This is a genomic window from Streptomyces sp. NPDC058880 (assembly GCF_042742535.1).
Classification (GTDB): Bacteria; Actinomycetota; Actinomycetes; order Streptomycetales; family Streptomycetaceae; genus Streptomyces.
This window is the reverse complement of the sequence record NZ_JBHYMC010000014.1, coordinates 19,061-33,833: the sequence shown is the minus strand read 5'-3', so window position 1 is coordinate 33,833 and position 14,773 is coordinate 19,061. Positions and strand designations below refer to the sequence as shown.

The 14,773-nt window shown below is 69.3% G+C and carries 13 protein-coding genes; 2 read left to right on the top strand and 11 right to left on the bottom strand.

The annotated features are described in order from the left end of the window. From ACFW2G_RS11060 to rfbB, 8 genes are all read right to left on the bottom strand, one after another. A partial coding sequence (locus ACFW2G_RS11060) for an N-acetylmuramoyl-L-alanine amidase (RefSeq protein ID WP_384680910.1) occupies nt 1–1,746 on the bottom strand: 1,746 nt, incomplete at its 3' end. A gap of 139 nt (nt 1,747–1,885) precedes the next feature. Beyond that, complete coding sequence (locus tag ACFW2G_RS11055; RefSeq protein ID WP_384581333.1) at nt 1,886–3,697, bottom strand: hypothetical protein; 1,812 nt, start codon at nt 3,695–3,697, stop codon at nt 1,886–1,888. Between the two features lie 32 nt (nt 3,698–3,729). Next, entirely contained in the window at nt 3,730–4,632 is a 903-nt protein-coding gene (locus ACFW2G_RS11050; protein WP_037918924.1) for a glycosyltransferase family 2 protein, read from the bottom strand. A 6-nt stretch (nt 4,633–4,638) separates the two neighbouring features. Next, complete coding sequence (locus ACFW2G_RS11045; RefSeq protein ID WP_052030271.1) at nt 4,639–5,049, bottom strand: DUF2304 domain-containing protein; 411 nt, start codon at nt 5,047–5,049, stop codon at nt 4,639–4,641. After that, nucleotides 5,046–5,735, bottom strand: a complete 690-nt coding sequence (locus ACFW2G_RS11040; protein ID WP_037919885.1) for a glycosyltransferase family 2 protein — start codon at nt 5,733–5,735, stop codon at nt 5,046–5,048. The genes ACFW2G_RS11045 and ACFW2G_RS11040 overlap by 4 nt, the downstream gene beginning before the upstream one ends. A gap of 68 nt (nt 5,736–5,803) precedes the next feature. After that, nucleotides 5,804–7,144 (bottom strand): lipopolysaccharide biosynthesis protein, encoded by a 1,341-nt coding sequence (locus tag ACFW2G_RS11035; protein WP_384581335.1) that lies wholly within the window; start codon nt 7,142–7,144, stop codon nt 5,804–5,806. After that, nucleotides 7,141–8,013, bottom strand: coding sequence for a dTDP-4-dehydrorhamnose reductase (gene rfbD, locus ACFW2G_RS11030; RefSeq protein WP_384447141.1), 873 nt, complete (start codon nt 8,011–8,013; stop codon nt 7,141–7,143). Before rfbD ends, ACFW2G_RS11035 begins: the two co-directional genes overlap by 4 nt. A 47-nt stretch (nt 8,014–8,060) precedes the next feature. Further along, a complete protein-coding gene (gene rfbB, locus ACFW2G_RS11025) occupies nt 8,061–9,038 on the bottom strand; it encodes a dTDP-glucose 4,6-dehydratase (protein ID WP_037918922.1) in 978 nt (325 codons plus the stop codon). Between the two features lie 81 nt (nt 9,039–9,119). Between rfbB and rfbA the strand changes: the two genes are divergently transcribed. After that, nucleotides 9,120–9,995 carry a glucose-1-phosphate thymidylyltransferase RfbA gene (rfbA, locus tag ACFW2G_RS11020; RefSeq protein WP_384447025.1) on the top strand — a complete coding sequence of 292 codons (876 nt, stop codon included), beginning with the start codon at nt 9,120–9,122 and terminating at the stop codon, nt 9,993–9,995. Continuing rightward, on the top strand, nt 9,992–10,591 hold the full coding sequence (rfbC, locus tag ACFW2G_RS11015) for a dTDP-4-dehydrorhamnose 3,5-epimerase (protein WP_037918918.1): 600 nt from the start codon (nt 9,992–9,994) through the stop codon (nt 10,589–10,591). The genes rfbA and rfbC overlap by 4 nt, the downstream gene beginning before the upstream one ends. A gap of 192 nt (nt 10,592–10,783) precedes the next feature. On the opposite strand, the gene tuf is transcribed toward rfbC, so the two are convergent. From tuf to rpsG, 3 genes are all read right to left on the bottom strand, one after another. Then, nucleotides 10,784–11,977 carry an elongation factor Tu gene (gene tuf / locus ACFW2G_RS11010; RefSeq protein WP_037918916.1) on the bottom strand — a complete coding sequence of 398 codons (1,194 nt, stop codon included), beginning with the start codon at nt 11,975–11,977 and terminating at the stop codon, nt 10,784–10,786. A 151-nt stretch (nt 11,978–12,128) separates the two neighbouring features. Continuing rightward, nucleotides 12,129–14,261 (bottom strand): elongation factor G, encoded by a 2,133-nt coding sequence (gene fusA, locus ACFW2G_RS11005; protein ID WP_037918914.1) that lies wholly within the window; start codon nt 14,259–14,261, stop codon nt 12,129–12,131. Nucleotides 14,262–14,300: 39 nt separating this feature from the next. Further along, nucleotides 14,301–14,771 (bottom strand): 30S ribosomal protein S7, encoded by a 471-nt coding sequence (gene rpsG, locus ACFW2G_RS11000; protein ID WP_007265894.1) that lies wholly within the window; start codon nt 14,769–14,771, stop codon nt 14,301–14,303. Nucleotides 14,772–14,773: the final 2 nt, after the last annotated feature.

Here is a 14,773-nt window from a genome sequence, read left to right as displayed (position 1 = left end):
CTGGCCCGGGGTGAAGTTCAGGTTCGAGGCGCTGGAGCGGGCCGTGCCGCTCGGGTACACCGACACGAAGCTCGGCTGCGTCGGGTTCGTCGCCGTCACGTTCAGCACCACCGCGGTGGGCGTGCCGCCGGTGGCGGCGGCCACCGGCAGGGTGACCACTTCGCCGCTGCCGACCGGGCCCTTGCGGACACCGAGGCCCTCGCGGGTGTCCATCAGGCGCTTCGGGCTCAGGGGGACGAACTTGGCGCCCTTGACGTCCGCCTCGACGGTGACCGCGAGGCTCGTGGAGACCTTGCCGTTCGCGGCGGTCGCCCGGACCCGGACCTCGTGCTTGCCGTCGGTGACGACGGTGGTCGCCTTGCGGGCCGCGGCGTCGGTCACCGCGGTGGCCTCGCCGTCCACGAGCAGCTCGAACTTGGCCAGTCGGCCGGTGGCCGTGCTGGTGGTCCAGTCGACCGTCAGGGCGGCGCCGCTCGGGAGGGTGGCGCCCGGCGAGGCCGTCGCGCCGTTCACCGAGGCGATCTTCAGCTGGGCCGCGGGGCCCGTCTGGCGGAGCGCTTCGAGCTGCGGGTAGAGCGAGTTGCCCGGGCACTGGGTGTTGAAGCCGTCCCGGTGGCCGGAGAGCGACTTGAACTCGTACTGCTGTCCGGCGGTGTAGCTCTTGCCGAAGTAGTTCGCCTGCGTGGCGCCCGCGGTCAGCACCGCGGTGCCGTTCATGTCGCCGTCGTACTGGCCCAGCTTGTAGGCGGCGACCTTGGAGATGGCGCCCAGCGCGGCGGCGGAGGCCCCGGCGCTGGTGTAGTCACCGAGGACGGAGACGCTCGTCGACTCGGAGTTCCAGCCGTAGGTGTGGGCGCCCTGGACGGGCTGGTCCACACCGCCCTGCCGGCCCTCGAAGATCGTCCCGCACTTGTCGACGAGGAAGTTGTAGCCGAGGTCGCGCCAGCCGTTGCCCTGTACGTGGTAGACGTGCAGGCTGCGGACGATGGCCGCAGACTCGGTGCATTCGTAGGGCGTGGTGGCCGCGGTGTGGTGGACGAAGACGGCCTTGATCTTCCCGCCGGGCAGGTAGATCGGGCCCTCGTCGTTCAGGGACTCGTCGGCGCCCCACTGGACGCGGGAGACCACGTCCGGGCGCGGGGCGGTCGACTCCGGTCCCGGCGTCGTCGGCGCGGGGTCCGCGGCGGGGAGGGCGAAGGCGGCCGGGCCGAGACCCAGGTTGTTGTTCTTCTTGGCCTTCGCGGCGCCGGCACCCGGGTCGACCAGGTTCAGCTCCATGCCCGCGGGCAGGGCGCCGCCCCCGGTCACCCGCACCTCGGCGCCGTCGGACGGGCCGACCCAGACGGGCTCGGTGGCGCCGCGCAGTCCCGGGCGCTTGCCGTCGAGTTCGGCCTCGGCCTGCTCCAGCACGACCCACTTCGACCACTTGCCGCTGTCGGCGTCACGGGTGCGGGCCTCGATCTTGCCCTTCACCTCGGCCTCGGGGTCGTTCCAGGAGACGCCGAGGAGCCCGAACGGCTCGGTGTCCTGCTGGGCGAGGACGGCCTCGCCCCTTCCCTTGGGCTTGAGAGCGATCTTGTGCAGTTCCCCCTCGACCGGGCCCTTCTCACGGGCGCGGGCGCTGTAGGGCGATACGTCGCCCTCGCCGGAACTGCCCGTGCCGTTGGCGAAGCCCTGGATGCCCAGGACCGCCACGACGCCCAGCGCGGCGGCCAGAGCCGTCCCGCGCGCACGACCTATCTTCAAGTTGTCCCCAACCCCTATGCCAATCCCGCCACATGACACTACCGACCGACCGGATCCTACTGTCCGGGGTCACGGCCCATCGGGGCGGGAGGGGGGGTTGCACACGTGACGCACGTCGCAGCCGGTTCGTACGGGGGTGCTATTCCACCGACTTGTCCTTGAACGGCGCCTTGCGGCCGCAGATCGCGGGCCAGTCCTTCGCCACGATGTTGGCGCACCAGATCTCGCCGCGGTCCTCGTGCTGCTTCCACAGCTTGACCTGAAGGTCCTCGCAGTTGTTCTTGTCCGGCGCGAAGCGCGGGCACGTGCCGTTCGGCAGCTTGATGGTGTGCGCGCGCCAGGCGTCGAGGCCCATGAGGTCGGTGTCCTCGTGCGTCGGCATGTAGCGGTTGGCCGACCAGGAGGCGCCCATGGTGGCGAACAGCGCGACCGCACACACCATGCCGGCCGAGAGCTGACGGATCGTCCGCCGCGGGATGACCCGGGCCGACGGGGAGGCGGCGGCCGGCCGCAGGGTCCGCTCGGTCCAGCCCGAGCCGCGCTGGACCGCCGTCATCACACCGAGGACGGCCAGGATCATCAGCGAGTACATGATGATCCAGGTGGTCCGCGGGAAGAGCTGGACCGCCTTGTCGTGGGCCATGTGCGAGGCGAACCAGAAGCGGGCGAGCCAGGCACCGGCGAGGACCGCCGCGGCGGTACGGACCATGACACTGCGCAGGCCGAGGCCGACCCCGAGGCCCACACCGAGGATCAGCAGCAGCGCGAACCCGGTCTGGCCCGCCATCTCCCCGGAGACGGGCCACTGGTCGTAGGTGATGTAGCCGGTCCGGTCGGAGATCCAGCCCAGGACGTAGCCGGGGTCGGCGTACACGCCGAGGTAGGCGTACCGGTCCGGGGTCTGCGCGCCCAGCCGTGCCATCTGGTAGAGCAGCGGGGCGCCGATGACCCCGGCCGTGATCAGTACCGACCCGACGAACAGCGCCGCCCGCTTCACCGCGGGGGCGCCGGCCCGCCACGGGAAGAGGAAGAGGAAGAGGACGGCGGCGCCGGGCGCGGCCCAGACGTACCAGCCCGAGTACCAGAGGAAGAGCGCGCCGAAGACCGCGCCGAGGGCCGTGCCCCGCAGGACCAGGGACTTCGGGGTGCGGCCGGCCGACCGGCGCAGCTCGCGGAAGCAGTACCCGAGGAGCGGCAGCAGCACGATCATGACGACGTGGCTGTACGGGCGGATCGGGTCGAGGAAGAGCACGGCCGCCGGGACGGCGATCAGCAGCGCCCAGAAGGGGCGGAGCAGCAGGCGCCAGGACAGGTACGCCATCGGGCCGACCAGGGCGCTGCAGATGATCTGCAGGTCGTGCAGGGCGAAGCCGGCGGTGCCGAGGCCGTCGTAGCGGACCTTGGCCCACAGGGCGATGAGCGCCGGGAACGCGGGCGGGTAGATGCCCGACACGCCCTCGCCCGACAGGAACGAGTTGGCCATCTCCACCAGGACGCTCGGGTCGCCCTCCTGCCCGCCGAGCGGGTACGGGGTGCCGCGCAGCGCCACGACGACACCGCCGGCCACGACGCCGGTGGCCAGCCCGGCCACGGCGCCGCAGACGAGTCGCTTGACGAGCTCGTGGCGCAGGACCGGGCCCCGGTAGGCCGTGTACAGCAGCACGCCGAGCAGCGGGAGTCCGAGGACGGCCGCGTACAGCTGGAGCTTGGCCAGACCGCTGACCTGCCCGAGCCGGTTCATCGGGTTGACGCTGATGTGCCGGCTGAGCAGCGTGTACCCGAGGGCCGCGACCACGCTGACGACGACCTCGGCCAGGATCCGCACCCACCGCCGCGACAGCCACTCCCGGCCCCGCGACGCCGGGGGGCGGCTGTCGCCCTGCGCCGGTGCGCCAGGACGCCGGTCCGCGGCGCCGGCTTCGCCGACCGTCTCGGGGGCCAGGTGTGTCATCTCGTTCCGTTTCGTGGTGGGCGGAGTCTGAATCAGTTCTGGCCCGAGGTGAAGGCGTGCTTCGCCAGCGTGCGGGCACCCTCCTTGTTGCCGCTGCGCAGGGCTCCGGGGAGCATGGTCAGCGCGTGCAGCCGGGAGGCGCTGTGGAAGCGCGCCGCGCGGGCCGCCTTCGGCCAGCCGCGGGCGTCCATACGGGCGGCCACCGCGGTGAAGTAGCGCTCGGCCTCGGCGAAGCGGGTGCCGGAGAAGGCCTGGACCGACGACTCGCTGACGGCGTGCCGGCGGTACTGGAAGACGGTCGTGGAGTTGTCGATGACCATCTGCTCCCCGGCTTCGAGCAGGTCGACCACGAGCGCGAGGTCCTGGATGACCGAGTAGTCGTCCCGGAAGTTCACCTTGCGCAGCACCTCGCCGCGCCAGGCGATCGAGGGGAAGTAGAGCCAGTTGCCGCGCAGCACGCTGGCGGCCAGTTCCTCGCCGGCCATCAGGCGGCGGCCCTTCACCTGGGGTGCGTACAGCCGCTTCTTGGTGGTGTCGGCGAGGCCGCCCTGGACCACCCGGCCGGTGCCGTCGATGACCTCGACGCCGGGCTGGACCATGCCGATACCCGGCCGCTCCTCGATGATCGCGCGGACGGTCTCCAGGTAGTGCGGGTGCAGCACGTCGTCGCAGCCCATGATGACCACGTGGTCGGCCTCGGACAGCCGTACGCACTTCTGGAAGTTCTTGGTGATGCCGAGGTTCTGCTCGTTGCGCGTGTAGTGCACGCGGTCGTCGCCGAGCGCGGCGAACCAGCCCGGTACGTCGGGTTCCTTGCCGTCGTCGATCACGACGAGGCGGAAGTCCCGGTCCGTCTGCGCCAGGACGCTGCGGACGGCGTCCTGCATCAGTTGCACGTCCCCGTAGTAGGGGAGCATGAAGTCGAAGGTCACCATGGGCGTTCAGGCCTTCACGGAGTCGGCGTCGGCCGTGGTGTCGCCGGCGGCACCGGGCTCGGGGGCCAGGCGCTCGTCGTTGTGGCGCATGCCCTCGTTGATGGCCACCGTCCGGGCGAGGTCGGTGATCTTCTTCTCCAGCGAGCGGAACCGCAGGAAGGTGTTGAGCGTGAGGAAGCCCATCGCCAGGACCATCACGTAGAGCACGAGGTCGGTGCCGCGGCCGACGCCGAGCTTCTGGGCGAGCCAGGTGACGTCCGTCGGACGGAGCACGGCGTACACGTTGACGATGACGAACAGGGAGAAGGCGATGCGCTTCCAGGCCCGGTTCTTCGCCTGGCTCCACGTCCGGATGAACACCAGGGCCATCGACACGGAGCCGACGATCAGGACGAGCTGGATCCAGAAGTACTTCATCGACGCCCACGCTCCCGCAGCGAAATGTCAAAGATGATGTTCACGCCGTTGATGAGGGACTGGCCCTTGGAGCGCGAGTATTCGGTGTAGAGGATGTCCACCGGAACCTCGGTGACCCGCAGGTCGGAACCCGCCAGGAAACCGACCAGCTCCGAGGCGTGCGCCATGCCGTTCATGGTGATGTTCAGCTGCTCGGCGGCCTTCCGGCTCAGGACGCGCAGACCGTTGTGCGCGTCGGTGAGCTTGAGCTTGCGGGCGGTGGGACTGACCGCGGCGGCCGTGCGCAGGACGACCTGCTTGATCCATGGCACCTGGCCGTTCTGCTCGATGAAGCGCGAGCCGAGCACCACGTCGGCCTCGTCCCGCCGCAGCACGCCGACCATCGTCTCGACGTCCTTGGTCTGGTGCTGACCGTCGGCGTCGAAGGTCGCGAAGTAGCGGGAACCGGGCTGGGCGAGCGCGTACTTCAGACCGGTCTGGAGGGCCGCGCCCTGACCCAGGTTCACCGGGTGGCGGACCAGGTGGGCACCCGTGGTCGCTATGTGCTCGGCCGAGTCGTCCGTGCTGCCGTCGTCGACGACGACGATGTTGGGGAACGTCTTGCGGGCCCCCTCGACCACATCGGCGATCACCTGGCCCTCGTTATAGGCCGGTATGACCAGCCAGACATCGTCGTATTGGGACACGGTAGCTCCAGCGGAATGTGGCACGTACGAGTGCTCGGTGATCGGTGTGACGTCGTGGGCCGGCATGGTCATCTCCCGACCGCGCCCACACCCGCGGCGCCGGTATCGGTGTCGGCCGACTGCCGGGGGGCTTCACCGGCTGCGGCCGCGGCTCCGGGGAAGCTCAGCCTGAGGGCTGCCAGCATAGCGAGCACGGTGGCGGTCGAGCCCACGGCGTAGGCGACGATCACGCGCACGGCCACCTCGCCGGGGATCAGGGTGATGCCCACCAGGACCGCGGTACCGAGGGCCCAGCAGAGCAACTGGAGGTTGTGGCGCTTGAATACCATGAGCGCCTGTCCCAGCACCATCGCGAACATGTACGCCGCGGTGCCCGCGGACAGCAGGAAGAAGTCGAAGCTTCCCAGTACCGGGTCCTGGATGCCGAAGAGCACCTCGATGAGCCAGGGGCCGAGGGCGGTGGCGGGCAGGCCGCCGAGCAGGCCGAGCGCCCCGACCACCATCGCGATCCGGCGCAGCATCGCCCAGAAGGCCACGCGGTCGCCGGCGGTGAAGGCCGCGGTCAGGCCGCTGAGCAGCGAGGCCTGGAGCGAGCCGAAGACGAAGAGCGGAACACGTGCGAGGACCGTCGCGCTCATCAGCGCCGCGATCAGCGCGCTGTCGGACGGCGCCAGCAGCTTGGTGCTCATCACGGCCGCGTTCACGACCAGTTGGGACAGCAGCGTCGCGCAGACCAGCAGGCCGAGGCCGCCGCACAGTTCCCGCCAGGCGATCTGCTCGCCCGGACCGACCGCGCGCAGCAGCGGGGGCAGCGTCACCAGCGTCGCCACCACCGGCGCGACGGCCAGGATGAGACTGAAGGCCAGTGCCGAGTGCAGTCCGAGGAGGGCGCACCCGAAGGCGAGCACGATCCGCAGCCCGCCGTCGACGGCGAGCTGGGTGCCGTAGGCGCCGAAGCGGCCGAGGCCCGCCAGCACGCCGCGGGTGAGGTAACAGACGGCCATGCCGGTGAAGGCGGCGCCGAGCGCGGCGACCAGGGCGCGGTCCCCGTGGAACAGCAGGTCGGCCAGGGGGCCGGCGCCGAGGCCGAGAACCAGCAGGGTCGCGCCGAGGATTCCGGCGGTGAGCAGTCCGGCACGGCGGAGCACCGGGGCGGCGCCCTGGCCGAGGACCACCCGGGCGGAGACGATCCGGGTGAGCTCCTGCTCCAGGGGGAAGAAGATGCCGATGCCGAGGGACATCACGATCGTCCACAGCACCGAGACGTTGGCATAGCCCGCATCGGACAGGCTGTGACCGGCCACGCCCAGGTGGGCGTACGAGGCGCCGCCGAGCACGACGGTGCCGCCGGCCACCGCGACGGTGCCCGGCGGCAGGGCCGCACTCAGCTTGTTCAGCAGGGTCTTCATCCCGCGCGGCCGTCCCGGGCCGCCTCGGCGAGTGCGGCGAAGCCGGGGGTGGCCAGCGCCAGGGCCAGCTGTTCGCGCCAGTCGGCAAGCGGCTCCAGTCCGGCCTTCTGCTGCCACGCGTCGTGTGCGAGCACGCTGAAGGCGGGGCGGGCGGCGGGGCGGACGAACGCCTCGGAGGTCGTCGGCCGGATCCGCTCGGGATCCAGACCGCTCAGGCGGTAGGCCTCGCGGGCCAGTCCCCTCCAGGTGGTCCGGCCGCTCGCGGTGCCGTGGTAGATCCCGCCGGCGGCCCGGCCCCGGAGGGCGGCCAGTCCGAGGTCGACCAGCCGGCCGGCGAGCGCGTAGGACCAGGTGGGTTGGCCGTGCTGATCGTCGACCACGTCGAGCGAGTCGCGCTGGGCGGCCAGCTTCAGCATGGTGGCGACGAAGTTCGGCCCGTGCTCGCCGTACAGCCAGGCGGTCCGTACGACGTAGCCGTCCTGCGGCAGCAGTTCGGTGACGGCCTGCTCGCCGACCAGCTTGGAGCGTCCGTAGGCGTTGACCGGGCCGGTCACAGCGTCCTCGCGGTACGGCTCCGAGGCATCGCCGGGCAGCACGTAGTCGGTGGAGACGTGGATCAGCCGCACGCCGGCGGCGGCGCACGCCTCGGCGAGGACGCGCACGGCGGTGCCGTTGACGGCCGTCGCGGCCTCCTCGGCGCTCTCGGCACCGTCGACGTCCGTCCAGGCAGCGCAGTTCACGACCACGGCAGCGCCCTCGACCGCGGCCCGGACCGCGGCCGGGTCGGTGATGTCGAGATCGGCGCGGTTGCGGCCCACGGCCTCGATCCCGGCGCGCTTCAGGACGGTCAGGACGTCCCGGCCGAGCATCCCGCCGGCGCCGGTGACGAGCCAGTGCCCGGACGACGAGTTGGCGCTCACTTCTGCAGGGCCGCCTTCGCCTTCAGCGGCTCCCACCAGGCGCGGTTCTCGCGGTACCACGCGATGGTGGCCTTGATGCCGTCCTCGAAGGTGACCTGGGGGGCGTAACCCAGCTCGGCGCCGATCTTGCTGATGTCGATGGAGTAGCGCAGGTCGTGGCCCTTGCGGTCCTCGACGTGCTCGACCATGTCCCAGCCCAGGCCCGCGGCCTCCAGCAGGACGCCGGTGAGCTCCTTGTTGGTGAGCTCGGTGCCGCCACCGATGTTGTAGACCTCGCCGGCCCGGCCCTTGCGCATGGCCAGGTCGATGCCCCGGCAGTGGTCGGAGACGTGCAGCCAGTCGCGGACGTTTCCGCCGTTGCCGTACAGCGGGACCTTCTTGCCGTCCATCAGGTTCGAGACGAACAGCGGGATGACCTTCTCCGGGAACTGGTAGTGCCCGTAGTTGTTGGAGCAGCGGGTGACCACCACGTCCATGCCGTGGGTGCGCGCGTACGCCAGCGCCAACAGGTCGGAGGATGCCTTGGAGGCGGAGTAGGGGGAGTTCGGCACCAGCGGCCACTCCTCCGTCCAGGAGCCCTCGCTGATCGATCCGTAGACCTCGTCGGTGGAGATGTGGACGAAGCGGCCGACCCCGTGCTTGCGGGCGGCGTCCAGCAGCACCTGGGTGCCGACGACGTTCGTCATGACGAAGGGGCCCGCACCGGCGATCGACCGGTCCACGTGGGACTCGGCGGCGAAGTGCACGACCACGTCGTGGCCGGCCATCACCTGGTCGACGGCCTCGGCGTCGCAGATGTCGCCCTGGACGAAGCGGTATCCGCTGTGGCCCGCGACCGGAGCGAGGTTCGCCTCGACGCCCGAGTAGGTCAGCTTGTCGAAGACGGTGACCTGCGCCGTGGCGTCTGCACCGAGCTGCTGGCGGACGAATTCTGAACCGATGAAGCCGGCGCCGCCGGTCACGAGGATGCGCATAATACGAAGAGTCTAGCCGCCTGCCGAACGTCACACGCCGGACGGTCGGACCGCCGCGGCCCTCTCGCATAGGGTTCACCCATGCGTGGAATCCTTTTGGCCGGTGGCACCGGATCGCGACTCTGGCCGCTGACTCGGGCCGTCTCGAAGCAGCTGCTGCCCGTCTTCGACAAGCCGATGATCTACTACCCGCTCTCCACCCTGGTCATGGCGGGAATCAGCGAGATCCTGATCATCACCACCCCTGAAGACCGTGACCAGTTCGAGCGGCTGCTCGGCGACGGTTCGCAGTTCGGACTGCGGTTGGAGTACGCCGTCCAGGAGCGCCCGGAGGGCATCGCCCAGGCGTTCGTCCTCGGCGCCGACTTCATCGGCGACGAGTCCGTCGCATTGATCCTCGGCGACAACATCTTCCACGGCAGCGGCCTCGGCACCCGCCTCGCCCAGCACACCGACGCCAAGGGCGGCCGGGTGTTCGCGTACCCGGTGGCGGACCCGACCGCCTACGGCGTCGTGGAGTTCGACGAGAAGGGCCAGGCCATCTCCATCGAGGAGAAGCCGGTCAAGCCCAAGTCCCGCTACGCGGTGCCGGGTCTGTACTTCTACGACAACCAGGTCGTGGAGATAGCCAGGGGGCTCAAGCCCAGCGCCCGCGGCGAGCTGGAGATCACCGCCGTCAACGACGCCTACCTCCAGGCCGGCGAACTGAACGTCACCATCCTGGACCGCGGCACCGCCTGGCTCGACACCGGCACCTTCGTCTCGATGGTCCAGGCCTCCGAGTTCGTCCGCGTGATCGAGGAACGCCAGGGCTTCAAGATCGGCTGCATCGAAGAGGCGGCCTGGCGGGCCGGCCTGATCGACTCCGCCCAACTGCGTTCGCTCGCCGAGCCGTTGACCAAGAGCGGCTACGGCACCTACCTCCTGGCCCTGCTGGACGAGGAGGAGGGCAAGTGAAGTTCCGCGAACTCTCCATCGCCGGCGCCTTCGAGGTGACCCCGCAGCTGCACGGCGACCCGCGCGGCCTGTTCACCGAGTGGTACCGCTTCGACCGCCTGGCGGAGGTCGTCGGCCACCCGCTGAACCTGGCGCAGGCGAACCTCTCCGTCTCCGCCGCGGGCGTGGTTCGCGGCATCCACTTCGCCGACGTGCCGCGCGGCCAGGCCAAGTACGTGACCTGCGTGCGCGGCGCCGTGCTCGACGTCATCGTGGACCTGCGGGTGGGCTCGCCCACCTTCGGCCGCTGGGAGGGCGTCCGCCTCGACGACGCCGACCGCCGCGCCGTCTACATCCCCGAGGGGCTCGGCCACGGCTTCTGCGCCCTGACCGACGACGCGACCCTGTCGTACCTCTGCTCGGAGACGTACAACCCCACCGGCGAGCACTCGGTGCACCCGCTCGACCCGGACCTGGGCATCGAGTGGCCCGCCGAGTTCCCGCAGCTGTCCGCGCGCGACGAGGCCGCCCCGTCGCTGGCCGAAGCCATCTCGACCGGACTGCTGCCCGACCACGCCGCCTGTGTCGAGTTCACCGAGTCGCTGCGCGTGAACTGACGCGCCGCCCGCGTACGCAGAAGGGCCGCACCCCGCAGGACGGGGTGCGGCCCTTCTGGTGTGTCCGGGCCGGTCCGGCCGCGACCGCCGGCCGCAACGCCGAAGGGCCCCGCCCCACCGCCGAGGCGGTGGGCCGGGGCCCTCCAGTGGAACGTGGCGCCCGGTCAACGGGCTACCAGGTCAGAACCCGAATTACTTCGTGATCTTGGTGACCTGGCCGGCGCCCACGGTACGACCACCCTCACGGATGGCGAACTTCAGGCCCTCCTCCATGGCGACCGGCTGGATCAGCGCGACCGACATCTCGGTGTTGTCGCCCGGCATGACCATCTCCGTGCCGGCCGGCAGGGTGACGACACCCGTGACGTCCGTGGTACGGAAGTAGAACTGCGGACGGTAGTTGTTGAAGAACGGGGTGTGACGGCCACCCTCGTCCTTCGACAGGATGTAGGCCTGGGCCTCGAACTCGGTGTGCGGGGTGACCGAACCCGGCTTGATGATGACCTGGCCGCGCTCGACGTCCTCGCGCTTGATGCCACGGAGGAGCAGACCGACGTTCTCACCGGCCTGGCCCTCGTCGAGCAGCTTGCGGAACATCTCGATACCGGTGACCGTGGTGGTGGTCTTCTCTTCCTTGATACCGATGATGTCGACGGTCTCGTTGACCTTCAGGACACCACGCTCGATACGGCCGGTGACGACCGTACCGCGACCGGTGATCGTGAAGACGTCCTCGACGGGCATGAGGAACGGCTTGTCGGTGTCACGCGGCGGGGTCGGGATCGACTCGTCGACGGCGGTCATGAGGCCGAGAAGCTTCTCGCCCCACTCCTTGTCGCCCTCGAGCGCCTTCAGCGCGGAGACGCGGACGACCGGCAGGTCGTCGCCCGGGAACTCGTACTCGGAGAGCAGCTCACGGACCTCGAGCTCGACGAGCTCCAGGATCTCCTCGTCGTCCACCATGTCGGCCTTGTTCAGGGCGACGACGATGTACGGAACGCCGACCTGGCGGGCCAGGAGCACGTGCTCCTTGGTCTGCGGCATCGGGCCGTCGGTGGCGGCGACCACGAGGATGGCGCCGTCCATCTGCGCGGCACCGGTGATCATGTTCTTGATGTAGTCCGCGTGACCCGGGCAGTCGACGTGGGCGTAGTGACGCGCCTCGGTCTGGTACTCGACGTGCGCGATGGAGATGGTGATACCGCGCTGGCGCTCCTCAGGAGCCTTGTCGATCTGGTCGAAGGCCGAGGCCTCGTTCAGGTCCGGGTACGCGTCGTGCAGCACCTTGGTAATGGCGGCCGTGAGGGTCGTCTTACCGTGGTCAATGTGACCGATGGTGCCGATGTTGACGTGCGGCTTAGTCCGCTCGAACTTCGCCTTCGCCACGGGGGTCCTCCTGGAGAGTGGTTCTGTACGCCTTACAGATCGGCGCCAGGTGATCTTTGCTGGAAAGCCGGCCGGTCCCCGGGGCAACGGGAGTGGCTCCTGTTGCCCCAGAGGCTGCCGGTGACAAGCCTAAAGCGTGTACTCCGAAGAGTTACTCGCCCTTGGCCTTCGCGATGATCTCCTCGGCGACGTTCCGGGGAACCTCGGCGTAGGAGTCGAACTGCATCGAGTAGCTGGCGCGACCCGAGGTCTTGCTGCGGAGGTCGCCGACGTAGCCGAACATCTCCGACAGGGGCACGAGGCCCTTGACGATCTTGGCTCCGTGACGGTCCTCCATGGCCTGAATCTGGCCACGGCGGGAGTTGATGTCACCGATGACATCGCCCATGGACTCCTCGGGCGTGGTGACCTCAACGGCCATCATCGGCTCGAGCAGAACGGGCGAAGCCTTGCGCGCGGCCTCCTTGAAGGCCTGCGAACCGGCGATCTTGAAGGCGAGCTCGGAGGAGTCGACCTCGTGGTAGCCGCCGTCGAGAAGCGTGACGCGAACGCCCGTCATCTCGTAGCCGGCCAGGATGCCGAACTGCATGGCCTCCTGCGCACCCGCGTCCACCGAAGGGATGTACTCCTTCGGCACACGACCGCCGGTGACCTTGTTCACGAACTCGTACGCCGGGCCGTCGGCCTCGGTGATGGGCTCGATCGCGATCTGCACCTTGGCGAACTGACCGGTACCACCGGTCTGCTTCTTGTGGGTGTAGTCGTGGCGCTCGACGGCCTTGCGGATCGTCTCGCGGTACGCGACCTGCGGCTTGCCGACGTTGGCCTCGACCTTGAACTCGCGCTTCATGCGGTCGACCAGCACCTCAAGGTGCAGCTCGCCCATTCCGCCGAGGATGGTCTGGCCCGTCTCCTCGTCCGAGTGAACGTGGAAGGAGGGGTCCTCCTCCGCGAGACGCTGGATGGCGACACCCAGCTTCTCCTGGTCACCCTTGGACTTGGGCTCGATGGCGACCTGGATGACCGGAGCCGGGAAGTCCATGGACTCCAGGATCACGGGCTGCTTGTCGTCGCACAGCGTCTCACCGGTGGTGGTCTGCTTCAGGCCCATCACGGCGACGATGTCGCCGGCGCCCACCGAGTCGATCTCCTCACGCTTGTTCGCGTGCATGCGGTAGATCTTGCCGATGCGCTCCTTCTTGCCCTTGACGGAGTTCAGCACCGCGGTGCCGGCCTCCAGGCGGCCCGAGTAAACCCGGACGAAGGTGAGCTTACCGAGGTGCGGGTCGCTCATGATCTTGAACGCGAGCGCGGCGAGGGGCTCCTCGTCGGACGGCTTGCGCTTCACGACCGTCTCGGCGTCGCGGACGTCGTGGCCCTCGATGGCCTCGATGTCCAGCGGCGACGGCAGGTAACGGACGACAGCGTCGAGCAGGGGCTGGACACCCTTGTTCTTGAACGCCGTGCCACAGAACACCGCGGTGATCGTGGGCTCGCCCTTGCCCTTGCCGGAGCCGAGGATGATACGACGGACGGCGGCGTGCAGCTGGTCCTCGGTGGGCTCGATGCCCTCGAGGAAGAGCTCCATCATCTCTTCGTCGTTCTCGGCGACGGTCTCGACCAGCTTGCCGCGCCACTCCTCAGCGGCCTCGGTGTGGCTGGCCGGGATGTCGACGATGTCGTACATCTCGCCCTTGGTCGCCTCGGCGGACCAGACGAGCGCCTTCATGCGGACGAGGTCGACGACACCCTGGAAGTCGGCCTCGGCACCGATGGGGAGCTGCATGACGATCGGAACCGCACCGAGGCGGTCCGTGATCATGTCGACGCAGCGGTGGAACTCGGCGCCGGTGCGGTCGAGCTTGTTGACGAAGCAGATACGCGGAACGCCGTAGCGGTCCGCCTGACGCCAGACGGTCTCGGACTGCGGCTCGACGCCGGCCACACCGTCGAAGACGGTGACGGCGCCGTCGAGGACGCGGAGCGAACGCTCCACCTCGACTGTGAAGTCGACGTGACCCGGGGTGTCGATGATGTTGATGGTGTGGTCAACATCTTCGAGCGGCCAGTGGCAGGTGGTGGCGGCAGACGTGATGGTGATACCACGCTCCTGCTCCTGCTCCATCCAGTCCATCGTGGCGGCGCCGTCGTGGACCTCACCGATCTTGTACGACACACCGGTGTAGAACAGGATGCGCTCGGTGGTGGTCGTCTTGCCCGCGTCGATGTGGGCCATGATCCCGATGTTGCGGACCTTGGCCAGGTCAAGCGAAGTGGTAGCCATAAGGCTTCGGTCTTCTCTCGGTCTCGATGTGGGGTGGGACTACCAGCGGTAGTGCGCGAAGGCCTTGTTGGACTCGGCCATCTTGTGCGTGTCCTCGCGCTTCTTGACGGCAGCGCCAAGACCGTTGGAGGCGTCGAGCAGCTCGTTCATGAGGCGCTCGGTCATGGTCTTCTCACGACGGGCGCGGGAGTAACCCACGAGCCAGCGCAGCGCCAGGGTCGACTGGCGACCCGGCTTGACCTCGACGGGAACCTGGTAGGTCGCGCCACCGACACGGCGGGACTTGACCTCGAGGGACGGCTTGACGTTCTCCAGCGCGCGCTTCAGCGTGATGACCGGGTCGTTGCCGGTCTTCTCGCGGAGGCCTTCCATGGCGCCGTAAACGATGCGCTCGGCGGTGGAGCGCTTGCCGTTCAGGAGGATCTTGTTGATGAGCGAGGTCACCAGAGGAGATGCGTAGACCGGGTCGATGATGACCGGGCGCTTCGGGGCGGGGCCCTTACGAGGCATTC

What these genes read in the sequence shown, in the direction of transcription:
- ACFW2G_RS11050 (WP_037918924.1), bottom strand. Translation starts at nt 4,632, where the DNA reads ATGGTGACCTTCGACTTCATGCTCCCCTACTACGGGGACGTGCAACTG.
- rfbD (WP_384447141.1), bottom strand. Translation starts at nt 8,013, where the DNA reads ATGCTCGGCCGGGACGTCCTGACCGTCCTGAAGCGCGCCGGGATCGAG.
- ACFW2G_RS11055 (WP_384581333.1), bottom strand. Translation starts at nt 3,697, where the DNA reads ATGACACACCTGGCCCCCGAGACGGTCGGCGAAGCCGGCGCCGCGGAC.
- rfbB (WP_037918922.1), bottom strand. Translation starts at nt 9,038, where the DNA reads ATGCGCATCCTCGTGACCGGCGGCGCCGGCTTCATCGGTTCAGAATTC.
- fusA (WP_037918914.1), bottom strand. Translation starts at nt 14,261, where the DNA reads ATGGCTACCACTTCGCTTGACCTGGCCAAGGTCCGCAACATCGGGATC.
- ACFW2G_RS11045 (WP_052030271.1), bottom strand. Translation starts at nt 5,049, where the DNA reads ATGAAGTACTTCTGGATCCAGCTCGTCCTGATCGTCGGCTCCGTGTCG.
- ACFW2G_RS11035 (WP_384581335.1), bottom strand. Translation starts at nt 7,144, where the DNA reads ATGAAGACCCTGCTGAACAAGCTGAGTGCGGCCCTGCCGCCGGGCACC.
- rpsG (WP_007265894.1), bottom strand. Translation starts at nt 14,771, where the DNA reads ATGCCTCGTAAGGGCCCCGCCCCGAAGCGCCCGGTCATCATCGACCCG.
- rfbA (WP_384447025.1), top strand. Translation starts at nt 9,120, where the DNA reads ATGCGTGGAATCCTTTTGGCCGGTGGCACCGGATCGCGACTCTGGCCG.